This is a genomic window from Desulfosporosinus sp. Sb-LF (assembly GCF_004766055.1).
In the GTDB taxonomy this organism is placed as follows: Bacteria; Bacillota; Desulfitobacteriia; order Desulfitobacteriales; family Desulfitobacteriaceae; genus Desulfosporosinus.
Map to the genome: position 1 here is coordinate 230387 of NZ_SPQR01000005.1, position 14058 is coordinate 244444.

13 protein-coding genes, 1 tRNA gene and 1 riboswitch are annotated in these 14058 nt (G+C 41.3%); of the genes, 5 read left to right on the forward strand and 9 right to left on the reverse strand.

From position 1 onward, the window contains the following. Positions 1 to 254 precede the first annotated feature (254 nt). Positions 255 to 434 (forward strand): hypothetical protein, encoded by a 180-nt coding sequence (locus tag E4K68_RS09245; protein WP_135378647.1) that lies wholly within the window; start codon positions 255 to 257, stop codon positions 432 to 434. 114 nt (positions 435 to 548) lie between these two features. On the opposite strand, the gene E4K68_RS09250 is transcribed toward E4K68_RS09245, so the two are convergent. The 4 genes from E4K68_RS09250 to E4K68_RS09265 form a co-directional block, all read right to left on the reverse strand. Further along, positions 549 to 860, reverse strand: a complete 312-nt coding sequence (locus E4K68_RS09250; RefSeq protein WP_135378765.1) for a hypothetical protein — start codon at positions 858 to 860, stop codon at positions 549 to 551. Between the two features lie 207 nt (positions 861 to 1067). Then, the gene (locus tag E4K68_RS09255; protein ID WP_135378648.1) at positions 1068 to 1814 is read right to left on the reverse strand and encodes a UPF0280 family protein; all 747 of its coding nucleotides are present in this window, start codon (positions 1812 to 1814) and stop codon (positions 1068 to 1070) included. After that, entirely contained in the window at positions 1815 to 2216 is a 402-nt protein-coding gene (locus E4K68_RS09260; RefSeq protein ID WP_135378649.1) for an NIL domain-containing protein, read from the reverse strand. A 4-nt stretch (positions 2217 to 2220) separates the two neighbouring features. Then, a complete protein-coding gene (locus E4K68_RS09265) occupies positions 2221 to 3417 on the reverse strand; it encodes a homocysteine biosynthesis protein (RefSeq protein WP_135378650.1) in 1197 nt (398 codons plus the stop codon). A 184-nt stretch (positions 3418 to 3601) separates the two neighbouring features. Continuing rightward, positions 3602 to 3732: riboswitch (SAM riboswitch) on the reverse strand. A gap of 441 nt (positions 3733 to 4173) precedes the next feature. Here E4K68_RS09265 and E4K68_RS21405 point away from each other — a divergent pair. Further along, positions 4174 to 4299 (forward strand): hypothetical protein, encoded by a 126-nt coding sequence (locus E4K68_RS21405; RefSeq protein ID WP_282432977.1) that lies wholly within the window; start codon positions 4174 to 4176, stop codon positions 4297 to 4299. Positions 4300 to 4674: 375 nt separating this feature from the next. Continuing rightward, complete coding sequence (locus E4K68_RS09270; protein WP_135378651.1) at positions 4675 to 5013, forward strand: P-II family nitrogen regulator; 339 nt, start codon at positions 4675 to 4677, stop codon at positions 5011 to 5013. Here E4K68_RS09270 and E4K68_RS09275 read toward each other — a convergent pair. The 5 genes from E4K68_RS09275 to E4K68_RS09300 all read right to left on the reverse strand — a co-directional run bounded on the left by E4K68_RS09275 (position 5010) and on the right by E4K68_RS09300 (position 9286). Then, positions 5010 to 6272: an ammonium transporter gene (locus E4K68_RS09275; protein WP_135378766.1), complete on the reverse strand. Its 1263-nt coding sequence runs from the start codon at positions 6270 to 6272 to the stop codon at positions 5010 to 5012. The two genes, E4K68_RS09270 and E4K68_RS09275, sit on opposite strands and share 4 nt — an antisense overlap. 163 nt (positions 6273 to 6435) lie before the next feature. Further along, on the reverse strand, positions 6436 to 7251 hold the full coding sequence (locus E4K68_RS09285; protein WP_243450316.1) for an N-acetylmuramoyl-L-alanine amidase: 816 nt from the start codon (positions 7249 to 7251) through the stop codon (positions 6436 to 6438). A gap of 114 nt (positions 7252 to 7365) precedes the next feature. Beyond that, positions 7366 to 8037, reverse strand: a complete 672-nt coding sequence (locus E4K68_RS09290; RefSeq protein ID WP_135378652.1) for a hypothetical protein — start codon at positions 8035 to 8037, stop codon at positions 7366 to 7368. Positions 8038 to 8402: 365 nt separating this feature from the next. Then, complete coding sequence (locus E4K68_RS09295) at positions 8403 to 8582, reverse strand: aspartyl-phosphate phosphatase Spo0E family protein (RefSeq protein ID WP_135378653.1); 180 nt, start codon at positions 8580 to 8582, stop codon at positions 8403 to 8405. A 629-nt stretch (positions 8583 to 9211) separates the two neighbouring features. Beyond that, positions 9212 to 9286: transfer RNA gene (locus E4K68_RS09300), tRNA-Thr, on the reverse strand. Positions 9287 to 10294: 1008 nt separating this feature from the next. On the opposite strand from E4K68_RS09300, the gene E4K68_RS09310 reads away from it, so the two are divergent. Together E4K68_RS09310 and E4K68_RS09315 are read left to right on the forward strand one after the other, a co-directional pair. Then, positions 10295 to 10591 carry a YmaF family protein gene (locus E4K68_RS09310; RefSeq protein ID WP_135378654.1) on the forward strand — a complete coding sequence of 99 codons (297 nt, stop codon included), beginning with the start codon at positions 10295 to 10297 and terminating at the stop codon, positions 10589 to 10591. 1291 nt (positions 10592 to 11882) lie between these two features. Then, entirely contained in the window at positions 11883 to 13832 is a 1950-nt protein-coding gene (locus tag E4K68_RS09315) for an APC family permease (RefSeq protein ID WP_135378655.1), read from the forward strand. Positions 13833 to 14058: the final 226 nt, after the last annotated feature.

Consider the following 14058-nt stretch of genomic DNA (forward strand, 5'->3'; position numbering starts at 1 on the left):
CTTGACTACAGCTGTATGGAGGTTCTGTATGACACAGTCATCGCTAATGATTGTTATTGCGGTCTAACGCCTGCAACTGTAGTGCTTCAAAAAAACCTCTCGTTAAACACGCATACGGACAGTGCCCCCATAATCCCGGGTTACTTTATTGTATTTTTCTTGTCCGCCAATTGTTACAAATTTCCATTCCATATAACAAAAGCTGCTAATTATTTTCTAATTAACAGCTTTTGTTCTTGGCGATGGAGTGCCATTTGAAAGAGCATCTGAATTTAGCACATTGTAACGAGTTAGATGCTTGCGAAGTTTTCCTCTTGCTGGGCGTCGATAGTACCTTCCAGGTTAAAAGATGGTATTGTATTGTTCATGTCCCCTTGATGTTACCTTTAGCTTTGGCCTTGGGTCATGATCCAAAGTGGCTTGAAAAGACATAAGAAGAATCATTTGCCTAAAACGACAAAATCCGCGACTTCTTGCTATTCGAAGCCACGGATCTGTCGTTCCTTGCTAATTGCCCTTTTACACACTTCAAGTTAAAAGCCTTAGTGTTAACTCGAAAGATTTTTGTCCTTACTAAACGAATGGAAAAAGTCATGAGCAAAGTTTGCTCCCTTTCCAATCACAAGCCCTGTTATCGCTACACCAATCATAGGGTTCATGATTTTAACATTTAATAGCATAAATGCGTCAATATTTGCCTGAAAGGCAAAGAGTAAACCACATGCTAAACTCAGTACTTCTAACGTCAAAGGCCTAAACTTATCTGGCAAAAAGGGAATAGAATAAATAACATCTTTAAAAATGTCAACCAATTTCTCTACCACAACGGCTAAGAGAAAAACCAAAGCAAGCCCATCCACAGCCTTCACCTCTATTAATCCAGCTTCTCCCGTTGAATATATTCCATTATATTCCTAAGGCTTTGAAAGGTTCTTTGGCTTTCAAGTTAACTCTATTTCACCTACTAATGCTTTAAAACGTCAAGAGCCTTCCACCACTTTCATGCGTGAAAGTAGTGGAAGGCTCTTGTTTTGCTTTCGGATAAATGCAACAATTTATCATTATGCTTATGAAGTCATTGGAGTTAATTTTACATTTCCTCGAACAGCCAACCGATCGTCGTTAATGATCAATACACCCGTTATCCCCTTGATTTCCGAGGCAAATTCAAGGGCTCGTTCTAAATCATCCATTGTCTGAACAAGGTTCCCACATGCCGTTGCTACCGCATCTGCCAAAGCGACCGAGGGGGACAGTACAACAACAGCGTCGGCTAAGCCAAAGCTCAACGAATGACCCACTTTTCCAGACGAAGTACAAATTCCCAGCGGGGTTTGATCCGGCCGGATCTCAAGAGCCACCCGATTAGACAGGGGCGAATTTCCTGCAAAAATCCCGACTTTACGAATACAACTCGTACGCAAGAAGATATCCCCACCGTTTTCCACAATCACGTCCTTGGAGCGTTTGGCAATCGCTTTCCCGACCCACTCTGCCACGGCCCCTGCAACCGCAGCCATCGGTCCCACACCTGCAAGTCGCCCGGCTTCCGCCATAGTTTGAACCATTAAAGGAGCATCTGGCAAAACAGAGTATGGGATTAGAGCGTTCAGGAAACCGGGATCCCTCTGAACATAGTCTTCAAGAGGCCTTCGGCAGGCCTGAATCGTCTCTTCTACCCACTTCACAAGTTGAGCTGAAAACCGGTCTTTGCGAACCCCGATGTCCAGGTCAGTTTCTTGCACTGCCAGTTGAAAATGCACCAGATCCGCCTGGCGATGCTGTTGCCGGTAAATACGTTCCGTAAAATCCAATTACAAATGAACCTCCATGGCCCGCATCGGGCAAACTTTCGTACAAAGGCGACAAACAATGCATTGGTCTCCATCAAAGCGGACTTCCATAGATGGGCGTTCCATATATAAGGCTCCGGTCGGGCAAAGCCCAGTGCATGCACCGCACATGACACACTTTTCTTCATTTCGCACAATTTCTTGTTTGAGATCCTGTACGGAGACCCCCAGATTACGCAAATAGTTTAGTCCTTCTTCACTTTGATCTCCAGTGACCTCCAAAATCATCGTTCCTTCTTTTTGAGGGTTAACGTCTGCTTTCACAATATTAACCACCAAATCGTAGTCTTTAACCAAACGATATACAATCGGTTTCACCGAGATATCTGTCCCAAAACGCAAAACAATTCTCTTCGGCGACATTGAATCAGGCCTCCTTTATACTGTGGGCTACGATGCCATCAGAGGGTGAGGGGAGGGTTTTAACGGGTTCGGTCAATAAAAATTCACCTTTTTGAATCCAGTCCTTTAACGTTGAGGCGATCTCCCGGGCTCGGGGCATACTTGACAAGGGCGCCGTGGTGATCTCCTTGCCATTCACCCGAATCTTGCCACTTTTGAGTTCTGCGTAACTGACATACCCTAGGTTGCCTGGTGTAAACGAAGGATACGCTGCGCCATAATCGACAACAGGGGCGAATAATTCGTCATCTCTCTTAGCTGCATACCTGGCGATTTCTTCATTGAGAATAGGAATGGGAACTCCAATCCCAACACTGAGTGTTGCGCCATATCCCAGATAACTAGTACCTACCAGCCACCTTGGGCTCATCTGCTTCAAATCCCCCGTGACAGCGAGGGTTCCTCCTGAACTGCCAAGTTCCTTGCCATCGACATCGATCATCGACGGAAAATGTTGTGTGCCGTTCCAAGCGACATACCCGACTCCGCCCCCGAGGAAAATCTTCGTGCCCACTCCAATTGTCTTGAAATGAGGATCCTTCAAAAGTGGGCTCAGCTCACCCGATGTTGAAAAGTTGGCATTTTCCATATGAGGTTTAAGCATGCCCATATAAGTATAAATTACCCGATCAGTCAGGTTCACCGCACAGTTGTAATTCTGATAGGCGTTCCGGGGATTAAAAAGAATCGCTTCATTAATATCATCCAATGAAATAGTGGTTTCTAGATTTCGGCGCGGGTAACAGTCTGTTCCATAAGCCACTGCTTTTAGTTTGACGGGTTTACGGGCGACGAGATCTTGGATAACATGCCCCCCGCCATAGCGAAATTCGCCAGGATAGTTACTGTTTAACGGGTCATCTTCCTGTATTTCAGCCGCACCAATATATGCATCAACAGCTGCTATACCCGCATAAGCTGAGACTCCATTCAGCCAAACTTTCTGCATCTTCATACGGGGCGTCGTATGTCCAAAACTTAGAAAGGCACCCGACGAACACATTGGTGCAAAGGTTCCAGTCGTTACCACATCTACTTCTTGAGCTGCTTTGGAGAGACCTTTTTCCTCTACCAGAGCGATCAGTTCTTCTGCCGTCACAACAACGGCATGACCTGCTTTAATCTTGGCATTGATCTCCGAGTACGTCTTTTCAACACCCATGTTATCTCCACCTCCAGATTTGTTACCTTTATGCGTTAGCCGTGAGAAGGCCAAGTGTCCCTGTAGCCAAGGACAGCGAGAAGGGACCCACCGAAATTGTTGTTTGTCGATTGATATTGAGTTTGATAATAGAAAAAGACCCCTTCCAAGATAGAAGAGGTCTTAAATTACATCATCGACACTCCTCTCATCTGCCAGAAGAATCCTCTTCTGCAAGAATTAGCACCATGCTTTGCGCAAGCCATAAATATTACAACATACAAAGCGGGTTGCCGGGTTTCATTGGGCTAGTCCCTCCACCACTCCGGATAAGAGTATACCTTATTCAATTCATACGCTGAGTCTAACATTTGTATTATATCATGTCAATACAAATTTGCGTATATTAATACAGATAAACTACTAACCAAGTTATTAATGCTTAAATCATTGCTTGACCTTATTTAATTTAAGTTTCACTCTTTTATCACCAATGTTTTCACACTATTCCCACTAATATTGTTCACTTACGTGAACCTTCAACTGAAAATTTGTGGAAATTGAAGATTCATTATATCCCAAAAAGTGGGCATTGAATCTCTTCTCATTTCGTGCTAAATTTGTATTGTACAAGTTATCTAAAAGAAATTATAGACATTAGCGCAAAAATTAAACCTCCGGACGCGGGGGTTTCTTTCTTTTTAAACGAAGAAATCATAACCTTTTACATTTAAGGGTATTCTAAATGTGTTGCAACATTTAAAGGGAGGGATACCATTGGAGCCACGCGAACCGAGTAAACGACCATTTCCTAAACGTGAAGTAATGCCATGTAATCATCAGGCTGACCAAGACGGACGAACGGACTATGGTCGAGATAAGGAAACAACATACAAAGGATAGACTAAACAACGACAATCCCTTTTCTTAGTGCATTAATATCTCGGCATAGGGAAACCTAGTTTAAGGCTTCAAAGGAGGTATTTTAAATGTCAAATAGAACGACCGATAAAGCACAGACAGGAAAACCAGACAGAGGGAAAAATTCCCCCTTCAAGAAGAAAACACCTCAAAGCCGGGCATAAGCCCGGCTTTTCGTTTGAAAGGATTCTATAGAAGGAAACTTTCTGGTATAATGACTATAATTATACTTAATTCAAGACGCGCCTATTATTCTAAGAGGATGAAAAGGTGTCAATTTCACTAAATGTTTTTTCATTTGTTAATTGTAACTTGTTAGCAATTAACACTCAAGTAATAAACTTAAAGGTGGTAACCATGAAAAAAATTGAAGCTATTATTAGGCCAGAGAAACTGAATGATGTAAAGGACGCTCTGTCGAATATTGGAGTAAACGGGATGACGATCTCTAATGTTATGGGTTTCGGAAAACAGAAAGGTCACACTCAAATTTACCGTGGTCAAGAAATCGTATCGAAACTTTTGCCCAAGATAAAACTCGAGGTTGTCATTCCTACTAAAAAAGCCGATGAAGTCATCGCCACGATTGTTAATACCTCTAAAACGGGGGAATTTGGGGATGGTAAAATTTTTGTCTTTGATGTAGCGGATACGATCCGTATTCGAACAGGCGAACACGGCGACGATGCGATTTAAATGGAAACTCCCTCACTAAATTCAAAATCGGGATAAGCATTTTCTCGATGCTGTGTTAAATCTAATCCGTTGACTTGCTCATCATCGGTTGCCCGAAGAGGAGTAAATATTGCTATGCCCTTTAATACTAGCAACGTCATAATCCCAGTAAATAAATAGGTAACAGCCACTGCTAGGAGTTGGATTAAGACTGGTTCAATTCCTCCACCATTCATTAAACCATTTTTACCCTGAGGATTAACACTCAGATCAGCAAAAATACCCGTTGCAATGGTGCCCCAAGTACCTCCAATACCGTGGATTCCGAAAACGTCCAAAGCATCATCATAACCCAGCTTAACTTTCAAGAAACTCACAGCTAGATAACATATTCCACCCGCGATAAATCCAATGAATAGCGAACTACCCGTTGAAACGTACCCTGCTGCAGGCGTGATTGCTACGAGTGCCGCAATAATTCCACTGACCGCTCCAAAAACGGTGACCTGGCGCCGGTGAAGCCATTCGACAAGAGCCCACCCGATCATGCCTGCTGCCCCCGCTATTTGGGTTGTAGCCAGGGCCAGCACTGCCACCCCATTGGCTCCCATGGCACCTCCTGCGTTAAAGCCGAACCAACCAAACCACAATAACCCTCCACCGAAAAGGACGTTCGGCATATGATGAGGAATATTCCACTCATATCCTACTTTTAATCTTTTTCCTATAATTAACGCGGCTACCAACCCTGATACTCCAGAAGCCATTTCCACAACCGTACCACCTGCGAAGTCCAAGACACCAAGATTACGCAGCCAACCGCCCACTCCCCAAACCCAATGTGCTAGTGGTATGTATACGAATGTACTCCATAAGAACACAAACAATATAAATGCTGGGAACCGTAGTCTTTCAGCCGTTGATCCGCTTATAACTGCTGGTGTAATAATTGCGAACATCAGTTGAAACAAAAAGAACAACAAATGTGGAATTGTCGGTGCATAATCCGGGTTAGGCAAAAGACCAACCCCTCTAAGACCCGCCCAATCAAGGCTGCCTATTAGATGACCGTGATCTGGTCCGAAGGCTAAAGAGTATCCGAATAAGACCCAAATTACTGTGACTAATCCTAAGGCAGCATAACTTTGCATCATGATGGAAAGAACGTTACGTTTTCTCACCATTCCTCCGTAGAATAATGCCAATCCAGGAGTCATCAAAAAAACTAAGATGGTACATATGAATACGAATGAAATGTCTCCAGTGTTTAAACTCGTCATCATTTTCCCTCCTTTAAAAAAAAGAGGCTCTAAAAGGCGTTTATGAAAACGCCTTTTAGAGCCTCTTTGCTCTTCGATCGCTGCAAGTATTTTTATTATAGCTTCCTTGATTAAAAGTGTCTAGATCTTTCTACTGTTATACAGTATACACAAAGATTCTCCATTAGACTAGATATTTAGCAACCGCTGCTGCAGTATCGTATTTGTTCGTCCCGGAGAGTAAAATTTCGCTAGGATGCTTTGTCGTTGGTCCACCAATAACGATTAACATTTTGGCAGTCATAGCTTCCTTCGGCACTGATTGATCCAAAGGTCGTACAAATATAGCACAGTTACCATTCTTAGCAGCGACATCCGCCCCGCACCAATAGTCTTCTTTGCTAAATAATAGCACGGCAACTTCTAACACATCGTTTCCTCCTACCCTATATTGTACTCCAAAATAATCACAGATTCCTCTAGCATGCGCAACCGCCAGTGCAAGTCGAAAACTCGGATCCTTTAACTTCACTGCATCATCCATATTATCAATAAACCCATTTTCGGTTAAAATTGCGGGCATGCTTGTTTCCTTAAGCACCAAAACATTCTGTACTTTTACTCCGCGATTCAACCATGCCCCGGTTTGAACTAGGTAAGTCAAAACCTTGTTTGCTGCTGTTTCCGCACGTCCGCCTAAACCCATGACTAAGATCTCTTCCCCTGTCCCCCCACCCGAATTTACATGAACCGCCACAAACAAGTCTACCTGGTTCTTCTCGGCAATATCCACACGGGCCAGGAGTTCACCATTAAGATTTCCTTCCAAATGGCCAGGTGCATAGTCTCCATCGCGTGTGAGGTTGGTGCTTATACCATTGTACTCAAGTAACGGTTTTAGTTTTAGACAAATATCCAGTGTTATGTCCTTTTCTTGCAATCCGTAACCGACGGCTCCTGAGTCATATCCACCATGACCAGGATCTAGGCATACCTTCACCTCAACCCCTCCTTCTTCTATGTTATTCAAAGTGATCGGACAAAGTGACAAAAGAACGTGAAAATGGTTTGAACCACTTTCACGTTCTTTTTGTATTAGACATTCTGTTTAAGTTTATAAGTATTTTCCACAGTTTAGGCAGCGCGCTTGTTTTTTTGCCATGACATCAAGAGAATTTCTGCAATATGGGCACGCCTCTAAGTCTTCTAGTTTCTTTATTTTATGAATGTAGCAATTCTGAGAATAGCCATTGCAGCGGCTGATGTCAACCCCTTTTTTAGTATCAATCCCCGCAGGATTATTAGGGTTATTACAGACAACTCTAGTGCGATCGAAATACACGCATTTTCCTTTAAGAACCCCACCGTTTATGACACATTTCTCTGAATAGCCATTACAGCGACTTGGCTCAACACCGCTTTTTGTTCCAATGCCGACATAATTTTTGGGGTTGTTACAAATGATTTTAGCATAGTCATAATAACCGCATTTTCCCTTAGGTACTCCACCGTTTAGCATGCAATTCTCGGAATGGGCACTACATCGACTGGAATCAACACCACTCTTTGTCCCGACCCCCCCAGGATTTTCGGGGTTGTTACAACTAGCTTTAGAATTGTCATAATAACCGCATTTCCCTTTTGGGTCGCCGCCATTCAACATACAATTCTCAGAAAGTTCATTGCACCGAATAGAGTCAACGCCGCTCTTTGTACCAATTCCCGCTGGATTTTTGGGGTTACCGCAAACGACTTTGGAATTGTCATAAAAACTACATTTACTCATTTTACTCCTGGTTAAGAAAACTTGGACAAACCTAACCTTTTCCTTTCCTAAATTTTGAACCTTCTCCAAGTTTTTCGGCCAAACTTTTAGTGTATTCCCATGTATCATGGGAACATTGACACACTATTTGGGTGGACACAGTTCATCAATGTGCCATTCCTTGTTAGCTTTAGACTTCTATCCAGTTCTTTATCCTATGTGTTAGAGAGCTAAGCTGTTCATCCCCCAACTTGGTCCTAGTTGATTAATGAATTATCCCTTTTTAGATTCCCCTCAAGATAACCTATTAAAGTTTTTCTCTACAAATCCTATAATACCTCCAGAAATAGGAATAAAAAAAAGCGCCTGTATCATCAGGACTTCTGTTAACGACCTACCTTATCTTCTTTATTCAGTAGCTTTTCTTGGTACTTGTCTAAAACAGAATCCAGCTCTTGGCTTGCTGCCACAACTTCTGGATCCGAGTATGCTTTACCCTCTTTAATCTTGATTAGCTTAGAACGCAATTCTTCGATTTTCTCTATTAGTTTTTCGAGTTCAGACATTCACAAACCCTCCATTAACTTCTTAAGATTAGTATACTCAACGATAAAAAATCCCCTCACTAGGAGGGGACGTGAAGAAGGAGAATCAGAGAAAGGACTGAGTGATATGTAAACCGCTGAACTAGCGAGTAATCATCAATTGGTCTTATCTTATAAAAAATTTGTTACTATTTTGTGATCCTTATATGGAGATTTTGTTAAACCTTATAATGGGAATCTGTAAATATACAAGCATTCACGCAACCCGGACAAGTGGCATATTATGTACCAAGTAACAGATAAATTATATGTTTATTTGAAAAGGAGGAAGAATCATGGGAGACCTAGAAAGCCATCGCCATCGTAACCGCTTTCCTTTGGGGCCTATTGTCGCTTTAGAATTAGCTGTTATAATAGCTTTGCTCATCGCAATCATATTTGTCCTTTAGGATCAAAATACTGGCAGCAGCTACAGAAATGTCCTGTAGCTGCTGCCAAGCGCCTTAAATAAGCCCTTACGGGCTTAGCTTTTTAAGGAACCCAGGATTACCCATTATATCCAAAAGCAATCCAGTGACGTTTCACAATATGGGTACCATTTAAGAACAAAGCAAAAACCCCACAATCGCTTGCGGGGTCTAAGTTTCCTATGGAGCCGATGGTCGGAATCGAACCGACGACCTGCTCATTACGAGTGAGCTGCTCTACCTCTGAGCCACATCGGCATTTCATGGACGAGAGTAATCTTACTTCATTTTTGCCGTTTAGTCAAGCAGTAATGTGGAAGGCATGAGTATTTAAAAGAGCTATTTGAAAATTCTTTTCCTGAAAATCAGCTAAAAACCCTTGGAAAGGCCAGTTAATCGGTAATAATCAAAAGGAAATAATGGCATTAGGCTACCCGGAAATCAGAGAAACATGGGTTTAGAAGGGTGCCAAACTTCAGTTACTATTCGTATTACAGCGTTACTCTCACTTGACTGTGTTTATCACCGTAACTAATCGATTATACATGTAATCTGACATTAGCTTATTATCCGTGTTATTTGGATGAAGTCCATCATCAACAATGCACGCAAGGTAACTTGATCTTGGGGAAATGCACTCCACAAATCTAATAAGTTTGACCCATTCTTAGCAGATACATTAATAATTGCTGTTCTGATACCCAAAAATAAAGATTCGTCTAAAGAAACCTTAGGAGGTTCAACAATGCAAAATATATCTGTGTTAGGAGCTTTACTTTTAATGTCATGGATTAACTGTGTATATTTCACCGATCTGGCATGCCGAAATTTCTATCTATTCTTCCTACGCAAATGAATACAGCGTCCGTAGTACCTACTATCTCTGTTGCTCTCTTTAAGCAATAATCTATAAGATTTCCTGATGAAGCTTTGTTGTCCCACACTATTTTGTTTGAATATGTGTTAAATAAAGATGTTTCAAGAACAGAATTCCATCCAGTTTTAAAGGAATCTGAAGCACCTTGACTAACAGCAATTGAGTCCCCAAGGATCATAGCGTTAACTGTACCGCTTTTTAGCTTGCTAATGCCTGTCAAGGTATGAACTTTAGTAACTGTTGCAATATGGATAAAATTTTACTTTACTCATTTTGTCTAGGCGCGCTTGATTTGTTACGAGGCTAGCACACTGATTGTATTAATTACCATATATTGTATAAAGATTTTATGGAAGTTCTGACTATGAATATCAGGAGGTGAACGGGTTTTGAGAACAGGTCTTACCCATGTGCACAGTTTTTCTTTTGTGACATCAGTCAATGATCAACACTCTCACACTATTGCAGGGCAGACTAGTTTGGGAGCAGCATACGGTGTCTCTCATGTCCACTGTTACAAGGGGACCACTTCGTGGAATAGTGGGCATGTGCATTACTATTCCAATATCACTGGCCCTGCAATTTATCTGGCAGATGGTTCTCATGTGCATTGTCACAGAGGAACAACAGCTATGGAGAATAACCATAGTCACTCTTATTGTGGCACTGATTATCCGTCTTGTTAATGGCATTTTAAAATTCTTAAGCTAGGTAAAGCCGTCCATATCTTATGGGACGGCTTTGTCAACAGCTCTCCTTTACATCTTCCACAAAAACACTTACACGTCGCCAGCTCAAACTTGATCTCGAATATATTTTCTTCATTAATTCTATTTGTTCAAGTACGTCTTTAGCCATAACGTTTTCGCTATTTCTTTGTAAACGCCCGAAATAACGACAATACTCCGCAAATAGCAAAGATCGCTAGTAGCGGCTTATTTAATTACTAAAAAAACCCCCTCGCTAGGAGGGAGTAAAGGAATGAGAAGCGTGAAGTATATTAACCGCTAATGCGGTTAATTATCGGTTATATTAGAGTGAATTGATTTTGGCCTCATCTCTGGAGAGCCACGCTCTTGATATAGAAGGCACAATGCCGATCAATAATAGAAGGATAATTAATTTCATTTTTAAGCCACCTTTGCTAAAACTCATTAATACTAGCGGTTGTCTTTTGAATAACCCTGATTTACAACCAACTGTGACCTTTGCCTATACTTTAATACAAATATTGGGATTTAGCAAATTCATTCTAATTAAGTAGGGCATAGATTCTACTTATGTGAGGTACTGAGAAATTACAGCTTTGGACAGTCTATAGCGAAGCAAAAAAAAAACGACTTTTATCGTTCTTTTGCTTATTGTCGCTATTCTTATCATCAATATCATCATCCATGTGTGACCCATGGTTAAACACTAGCACTAAAACAAGTAAGACTATATAGATAAGTATGCATTTCATAAGGATTCCCCTTTTCAGCTTCTTAGCATATTTCTATAAATACTATTATCTACATATTACTTGTTAATACAACTTTTCCAACATGGGTCTTTAGCGAAGTCGTTTTAGTGAACTACATGGATCTATTGTTCATTAGCGAGTTTTGCCTGTTTCATTTTTGATATTGTTTGTGTTCCATTCCCAGGGGTACTCCGTACTCCTATTTCTGTTGCTCAAATACAGCAGGTAGTGAGTAGTTTTGTAAGAATGAGCTTTGATTAATCTTTATCTTTTCTTTATACTGCTTACTGCAATCTTTACACCGTTTTTATAGGGGTTCGATCTATAATGAATCTGCATTAGAGTTACAGATCTTCGAGGGTTAATCAAGTGCATCTCCAAAAGTCAGTTTTTGTAGATAATAAATTTTCTTAAGTTTAAGAAGATACAGGAGGATGGAATGACTACCGGTTAAGAAACTTTTTAGTAAACATTTAGTCTATAAATCTTGTTGAGAGAAGGAAGGTTAGCTCCTGATGTCCAATTTTAAGAAACTTTTCTCCCTAAAACTTCGCACTCTCATTTTTGGTCATCCACTATCGTCACAAAATGCCGAGGAGGCAAAAGTTGGCGTTGGTGGAGGGGTTCCAGTTTTCGGTTCAGACATTATTTCGTCTGAGGGATATGCTCCTGACGAGATCCTATATGTCCTGCTTCTGGCTGGAACGTTGGGATATGCATATATTTTAAAGATTTCGTTGGTTATCGTGGTGCTGGTGATCAGTATTTTCCTTGTTTACCGCAAAGCGATCCAGAAATACCCCGAGGGCGGGGGATCTTACACCATCGCTAAAGCTTATCTCGGTGAAAATTTTGGCCTAATCGCCGGTGCGAGCTTGACGCTTGACTATATTCTGACAGTAGCTGTCAGTGTAAGCTCTGCAATCGAAAACTTAACGGGAATTATCCCATGGTTAGCCCCTACCGAACACAAAGTTATAGCAGACTGTTTGGTCATCATGTTCATGGCATGGATTAATTTACGAGGATTAAAGGAATCGGCACGCTTATTCTCCATCCCGGTGTATCTTTATATTGCGACCTTAGCACTTTTAATCGGAACTGGCTTAGTGGAGATTATGGTCCACGGTGTAACACCAACGGCGGTAGCAACAGGGAAACTTGCATCATCCTCTGTCGGTGGAATGACCTGGTTTATCTTAGCTCGGGCGTTCGCAGGGGGAACAACGGCTTTGACAGGGTTTGAAGCAGTGAGCAATGGGGTTACCGCGTTCAAGAATCCTGCCCAAAAGAAGGCTATTAAAACCTTGTTAATTTTAGCCATTATTGTTTCTCTTGGGTTGATAGGATTGACATATTTAGCGGGCGCTTATCACCTAGTTCCAGCAGAAGGAAATACCATCCTTAATCAGTTAGGGTTAATAATATTTGGGAAAAGTATTCCATATTTCGTCCTAATGGGGACCGCCGCAGCTATCCTGGTCATTGCCTCAAGTACCCCATATGCTGGGTTACCCATCTTATTAAGCTTAATGGCACGAGATGGATACACACCGAGATATTTTAAGAACTTAGGGGATCGTTTGGTTTATAGCGTCGGAATTTGGACGTTGTTTATCGTTTCCAGTCTACTCATTATTGTGTTTCACGGAGATACTCATACGATGCTTCCTCTTTACGCAATTGGCGTGTTTATTTCGTTTACCTTAACTGGCGCGGGGCTTGCTAAGCATACTTGGAAGGAAAGAGGAGTAAATTGGCAGTCCGATTTTGTCATATTTAGTTTTGGAGGGATCGTTTCGTTCCTAGTTTTACTCGTCTTCATTACCACCAAGTTTAAGCAAGGAGCTTGGATTATTCTGCTGATCATGCCGCTCCTCGTTTTGATGTTCCGTTGTATCCGTTATGTTTATCAGGGGGAGATCCAGAATTTAGAAGTTACCCAGGAAGCCTTAGAAGACTTTCACAGGCATGTAAAGAAGGTAAAACGTCGGAGATCAGAAGCTGAGCTGGCAGATTATAAAAATAAGATTATTGTTCCAGTTTACGATTTAAATCTAATTGTTTTAAAGACCTTAAAATATGCATATGCATTAACCCCTCAAGTCACGGCGGTTCATATCGCCTCAGACCAAAGTCGAACAAAGAAGTTGCTCAAGCATTGGACTGAACATCAAATAGAAATTTCTTTAGAAATTGTAGAGTCTCCTTATCGAGCTACTGTCCAAGATTTATTGAAATACATTGATAAAGTTGAGAAGAATGGGCATTTCGACACAATTACCGTAGTGATTCCGGAATATGTTCCTGAAAAATTATGGCATAATATCCTGCATAATCAGACTGGGCAATTGATGAAGTTGATGTTACTTTTCCGCAAAAGGATCCTAGTAACAAGTGTTCCTTATCATCCCGTACCGAAAAAAGTATTACATGCCGACCTAAACGTTAATCCCAAAAACTAACTTCAACTAGAATCACTCTCTGAATTCATGAAAGCCTTTGCCTCCAAGTTTGGAAACAAAGGCTTTCTATTTTATGGCGTGTTTATAATCTTTATATTTTCAACTCCTGTTGTATGGCCTATTTAGTGGGTAATAAATCCACTATAATAAGGCTATATTCTGCGTGAAGAGTAAGTCTGGACAGGTATCCTTTGCAAGAAGACCTGAAACTCAGGACAGAATATGA

Excerpts from the sequence above, each read along its gene's own strand:
- E4K68_RS09260 (WP_135378649.1), bottom strand. The coding sequence starts at position 2,216 with ATGTCGCCGAAGAGAATTGTTTTGCGTTTTGGGACAGATATCTCGGTG.
- E4K68_RS09265 (WP_135378650.1), bottom strand. The coding sequence starts at position 3,417 with ATGGGTGTTGAAAAGACGTACTCGGAGATCAATGCCAAGATTAAAGCA.
- E4K68_RS09270 (WP_135378651.1), top strand. The coding sequence starts at position 4,675 with ATGAAAAAAATTGAAGCTATTATTAGGCCAGAGAAACTGAATGATGTA.
- E4K68_RS09275 (WP_135378766.1), bottom strand. The coding sequence starts at position 6,272 with ATGACGAGTTTAAACACTGGAGACATTTCATTCGTATTCATATGTACC.
- E4K68_RS09290 (WP_135378652.1), bottom strand. The coding sequence starts at position 8,037 with ATGAGTAAATGTAGTTTTTATGACAATTCCAAAGTCGTTTGCGGTAAC.
- E4K68_RS09295 (WP_135378653.1), bottom strand. The coding sequence starts at position 8,582 with ATGTCTGAACTCGAAAAACTAATAGAGAAAATCGAAGAATTGCGTTCT.
- E4K68_RS09315 (WP_135378655.1), top strand. The coding sequence starts at position 11,883 with ATGTCCAATTTTAAGAAACTTTTCTCCCTAAAACTTCGCACTCTCATT.